This is a genomic window from Microbacterium sp. 5K110 (assembly GCF_005774735.1).
Taxonomy (GTDB): Bacteria; Actinomycetota; Actinomycetes; order Actinomycetales; family Microbacteriaceae; genus Microbacterium.
The window spans coordinates 1-5,381 of sequence record NZ_VBUM01000135.1; the positions used below are offsets into that span (position 1 = coordinate 1).

Annotated in this window: 4 protein-coding genes; all 4 read right to left on the minus strand. The window is 71.1% G+C overall.

Annotated elements, in window-relative coordinates; all coding sequences use genetic code 11:
* Positions 1-75 precede the first annotated feature (75 nt).
* Genes FE256_RS17410 through FE256_RS17425 form a run of 4 tightly spaced genes read right to left on the minus strand, consistent with a single transcriptional unit; the run spans position 76 to position 5,197 of the window.
* Complete coding sequence (locus FE256_RS17410) at positions 76-1,695, minus strand: dipeptide ABC transporter ATP-binding protein (RefSeq protein ID WP_138178161.1); 1,620 nt, start codon at positions 1,693-1,695, stop codon at positions 76-78.
* Between the two features lie 3 nt (positions 1,696-1,698).
* Positions 1,699-2,547 (minus strand): ABC transporter permease, encoded by an 849-nt coding sequence (locus tag FE256_RS17415; protein WP_138178163.1) that lies wholly within the window; start codon positions 2,545-2,547, stop codon positions 1,699-1,701.
* On the minus strand, positions 2,544-3,542 hold the full coding sequence (locus FE256_RS17420; RefSeq protein WP_138178166.1) for an ABC transporter permease: 999 nt from the start codon (positions 3,540-3,542) through the stop codon (positions 2,544-2,546). Before FE256_RS17420 ends, FE256_RS17415 begins: the two co-directional genes overlap by 4 nt.
* 8 nt (positions 3,543-3,550) lie before the next feature.
* Complete coding sequence (locus FE256_RS17425) at positions 3,551-5,197, minus strand: ABC transporter substrate-binding protein (RefSeq protein ID WP_138178169.1); 1,647 nt, start codon at positions 5,195-5,197, stop codon at positions 3,551-3,553.
* Positions 5,198-5,381: the final 184 nt, after the last annotated feature.

Below are 5,381 nucleotides of genomic sequence, written 5' to 3' on the forward strand. Positions count from 1 at the left end.
GGCACCGGGCGGGCGGCTGCCGACCATGTTGACGAATTCGATGGGCATGGGGGTTCCTCTCTGGAGAGCTGCGGTTCAGGCCGTGACGGGCACGGCGGGTCGGATGCCGCGCGGATCGGGGACCGCGGCGACGAGGGACTGGGTGTAGGGATGCCGAGGGTTCTCGAGCACCTCGGCGGCGGGCCCGTGCTCGACGACGCGCCCGTGGCGCAGCACCGTGACGGTGTCGGCGATCTGGCGTACGAGGGCCAGGTCGTGCGAGACGAAGAGGTAGGTCAGCCCGCGCTCGACCTGCAGACGCGCGAGGACGTCGAGGATCTCGGCCTGCACGGTGACGTCGAGGGCGCTCGTGGGTTCGTCGAGCACGAGGACGTCGGGTTCGAGCACGAGGGCGCGCGCGATCGCGACCCGCTGACGCTGCCCGCCCGAGAGCGCCGCGGCCCGCCGCCGCCACAGGTGTTCGCGCAGCCCCACCGCCGACAGCGCCGCGCGGACGGCCTCGCGTCGCGCTCGGCGGTCGCCGACGCGGTACCGGTCGAGCGGTTCACGGACGAGGCTCTCGACGTGCCACGAGGGATCGAGCGAGGTGAACGGGTTCTGGTACACCAGCTGCAGGTGCCGGCGCACGTCGCGCAGCGCGCGCCGGGAGCGCCCGTGCACCGACTCCCCCGCGACCCGCAGGTCGCCGGCATCCGGGGTCTCCAGCCCCAGCAGGAGGCGGACCGTCGTGGTCTTACCCGACCCCGATTCACCCACGAGGGCGTGGGTGCTGCCCGCGGCCACGGCGAAGGACACGTCGTCGACGGCGCGGAGCTCCTCCCCACCGATGCGGAACGTCTTCACGGCGCCCTCGACCCGCACCGCCGGGTGCGACGCGTCGATGCGGCGCGCGGCGAGCGTCGCGCGGTAGCGGTCGGGCGCGAGGGCCGGCACGTCGGCGCGCAGGGCGGCGGCGTAGGCCGAGCGGGGCGCGGCGAACACCTCGGCCACCGGCCCCGCCTCCTGGATCGTGCCGTCGCGGAGGACGACGAGGTCGTCGGCGCGCTCGGCGGCGAGGGCGAGATCGTGCGTGATGAGGAGGAGGCCGATGCCGAGCGACGTCCGCAGCTCCGTGAGCAGATCGAGGATCCGCTTCTGGATCGTCACGTCCAGGGCGCTGGTGGGCTCGTCGGCGACGAGCAGCGCGGGCGAGGGCAGCACCGCCAGGCCGATGAGGACACGCTGCAGCATGCCGCCGGAGAGCTGGTGGGGATACGAGCGGTAGACGCGCTCCGGGTCGGCGAGCCCGACGCGCTCGAAGACCTCCAGGATGGCGGCGCGCCGGCGTGCGGCATCCCGCTCCCCCGTCAACGCGGCCGCCTCGTGGGCCTGCGCGCCGATGGTGCGAACGGGGTTGAGGGCCGACGCCGGGTCCTGGGGCACGAAGCCGAGACGGCGACCGCGCAACGGTCGGAACCGCGCCGGAGACAGGGCGAGCACATCGTCGCCGTCGAGCAGGACACGCCCTTCGGCGCGACCGGAGTCGCGCGGGAGCAGGCGCAGCACGGCCTTCGCGATCGTCGACTTGCCCGATCCGGACTCGCCGATGAGGGCGAGGCTGCGACCGGCGCGCAGATCGAAGGAGACGTCGCTGACGACGCGGCGTCCGCCGTACGACACCGACAGGTCGCGGACGGCGAGGAGGGGTTCGGTCATGGCTCAGTCCTTCGCTCGCAGCCAGCGGCTGACCCGGTTGATCGACAGCACGACGACGACGATGACCGCCGAGGGGGCGTAGACGAGCCACGGGCTCGACACGAGGTAGTCCTTGCCCGCCGAGACCAGCAGGCCCCAGTCGGATGCCGGGGGCGGGTCGCCGTAGCCGAGGAACGCCAGCCCCGCGATGACGAGGATCGACACCCCGAACTGCAGCACGGCGAGCGCCAGGACGGAGCGTGAGGCGTTGGGCAGGACGTGGGTCAGGAGGACGTGCCACCGGGAACCGCCCTGCAGCTGGGCGGCCTCGACGTACACGGTGCCGCGGACCTTGAGAGCCTCGGACCGCATGACCCGGGCGAAGACCGCGACGGCCGAGACGCCCGTCGCGATCGCGGCGTTGACGGTCTGGAACCCGAGGGAGCTGACGACCACGACAGCGAGCAGGAAGCTGGGGATCGCCAGCAGCACGTCCACGACGCGGGCCGTGACGACGTCCACCAGACCGCCGAAGAAGCCCGCGACCAGTCCCAGCAGCCCGCCGATGACGACCGCGATCGCCACGGCGATCAGGGCGCTCAGCACCGACGACCGTGTTCCGTAGACGACGCGGGTGAAGAGGTCGCGGCCGAGGTTGTCGGTACCGAACCAGTGCGCGGCGCTGGGCGCGAGCAGCTTTTCGCTCGTGTCGCCGACGATCGGATCGGATGCCGTGAACAGCCCCGGCGCGACGGCCCAGGCCGTGACGATCAGTAGGACGAAGGCCGACACGACCACGGCGACCGGTATGCCGCGGCGGAAACCGCGCACCGGGTCGGAGCCGGGCAGAACCGGGGAGAGCACGGCGGTCATCGGACGCTCGCTTCCGGGAGGGGGACGGGGGTGGCGGAGGCCGCGGCGCGGCGCGACGGGAGCACGGACACGCGCGGGTCGAGGACGGGGTAGAGGAGGTCCGCGAGGAGGTTCACCGCGACGAACACCACCGCGGCCAGCGCCACCACCGCCTGGAGCACCGGGAGGTCTTGCGTGGCGACGGCCGTCTGCACGACGCTGCCGATGCCGGCCCGACCGAACACCGTCTCGGTGATGAGGGCGCCGCCGAGCAGCTCCCCCACCGTCAGGGCGATGATCGTCACGACCGGGAGGGCCGAGGGCTTGAGCAGGTGGGCGAAGAACAGGCGCGCCCGCCCGAGCCCCCGGGCGTAGGCGACCACGGCGTAGTCCTGGACGAACTCGTGATCGAGGCCCGTCACGAGGACCTGCGCGATCTGAGCCGACACCGGGATGCCGAGTGCCACCGCCGCGAAGAACGTGGCCACGGGGGCGTCCGGGGCGATCACCGAGAACAGCCCGAGCTGGAACGCGAACACGTTCAGCAGGAGCAGGCCGATGACGAAGTTCGGCACCGAGAGGAACAGCGCCGGAACCGACCGGAGGAGCTGTGCCGCGCGGCGCGGGAGCACCTGGGTGCCGTAGGCGATGACGAAGGCGAGCACGAGGGCGACGCCCAGCGCCGACGCCGCCAAGGCGAACGTCGACGGCAGGGCGTCTCCCACGATCGTCGCCACCGGTCGGCTCGACCTCAGCGAGATCCCGAGGTCACCGCGGACGAAGCGCGAGAGCGCCTCGACGAGCTGGACCCACACCGGGCGGTCCAGTCCGTAGAACTCCACCATCCGCTGGATCTCGTCCTCGGTGAATCCGTTCTCGGGGTTGCGCAGGGTGCTCGTGAGCGGATCGCCGGGGAGCACGCTGATCACCACGAACGTCAGCACGTAGGCCAGCAGCACCACCACGACCGCTTGGCCGAGGCGCTTGGCCGCGAAGAACAGGTAGGTGGGGTTCATCGGGCGTCCTACTTCTGCAGGTACGCCGTGGCGTAGTTCGCGATCGCGACGCCGTTGTACGTCACGCCCTGCAGCTTCGGGCTCTGGACGTAGATGCGCTGCACGATCTGCGTGATCGGCACGAACAGCCCCTGTTCGAGGACGTACGTCTGGAGTTCGTCCACGGCGCTCGCTCTCGCGTCGCGGTCGGTGGCGCGGGCGATGCGGTCGCGCAGGCCGTTCAGCGTGGGGTCGCTCTCGCCGACGCCGAACCAGTCCTCGCCCTTGTTGGCGTTGGTGAGGATGCTCGCGACCGTGCCCACGTCGATGAAGGACCGGGTGATCTCGTACAGCGGGGTCGTGGCATCCGGCTTCACCTTCTCGCCGAAGGTCGCCACATCGTACGTCTGCACGGTCACCGTGAAGCCGAGGTCGCCGAGCTGGTGCGCGACGAGCTCGTCGATCGAGGCCGACGTGGCCAGGTACGGGTTGGCGTAGAGGGTCACTTCGAGGGGCTGTCCGCCCTTCGAGCGGGTGCCGTCGGCGCCCTTCACCCATCCCGCCTCGTCGAGCAGGGCGGCGGACGCCTCGGGGTCGTAGGCGAATTCGGCCGAGTGGTCGGTGGCTTCGGGGACGTTGCTCTGGATGAGTCCCTGGGCGGCCTCCCACCCTTCGGTGTAGACGGTGTCGAGGATCTGCTCGCGGTCGATGCCGTGCTGCAGGGCCTGCCGCACGCGCACGTCGTCGAACGGCGCGGACTGCACGTTCACGCGGTAGCCGTTGGTGAATCCGAGGTAGCGCGGCAGACCGGCGACGAATCCCTGGGCGGTGAGGCTCGTGATCTCGCTCGGCTGCACGTTGTAGATGACCTGCGCCTGACCCGACGTCAGCGCGCCGATCCGGGTGCTGGACTCGGCGACCTGCTTGTACGTCAGCGTGTCGAGGTAGGCCGGGCCGGGGTGGCCGAGGGCTGCGGGGCCCCACTGGTAGTCGTCGCGCTTCTGGAGCACCACGTCGTCGCCGTCGGCCCAGCTTCGGATGGTGAAGGGGCCCGAGCCGGAGAAGTTGTCGAGGTCGCCCTGCTCCTCCTTGCTCAGCGCGAGCGTCTTCGGCGAGACGAGGATCGAGCCGTGGTAGCCGAGGGTCGGGATGAAGCCGAGAGTCGGAGCGGAGAAGGTCACCGCGACCGTCTTCGCGTCGACGGCGGTGGACTTCCGGTAGGTCTTCGGGAACAGCCCGATCGGCGCGATGCCCTTGTCGGCGCTGCCGAACGCCCACGAGTCGAGGTTGGCGACGACGGCGCCGGCGTCCAGCGGCGCGCCGTCCGAGAACGTGACGCCGTCCTTCAGGTGCAGCGTGAACTCGGTGGCATCAGTGTTCTGCTCCCAGCTCTCGGCGATCCAGGGCGACACCTCGCCCTTGTCGTCGACGTAGACGAGCTTGTCGGTGACCTGGCCCCAGATGTTGCCCTGGTAGCTCGAGATCGAGCTCTCGTTGGGCACCCAGCTGCTGCCGAGCGAGTTGATGAGGAAGACGACGTCGCCGCCCTCGACCGGGGCGGAGTCGGTGGGCGCCGCAGCCGGCGTGGTGCCGGCGCACCCGGCGAGGAGGGTCAAGGACAGGGCGAGGGCCGCGCCGAGGGCGGCTCGGCGTCGGCGCTTCGGGAATGCGGACATGGTGGCGATCCTTCGTCGGGGAACCGACCGCGGTGCACGGCCGGGAACTCTGCAGCGAGTCTCGGCGCGGTCCGCGGGAGCGTCCAACGACGACGACCGATGGGAAACGATCGGTCCGGATGATGGATGCCGAAACCCCCGGGATCCGCGGGATTCCGGGGGTTTCGGCATCCATCATCCGGAC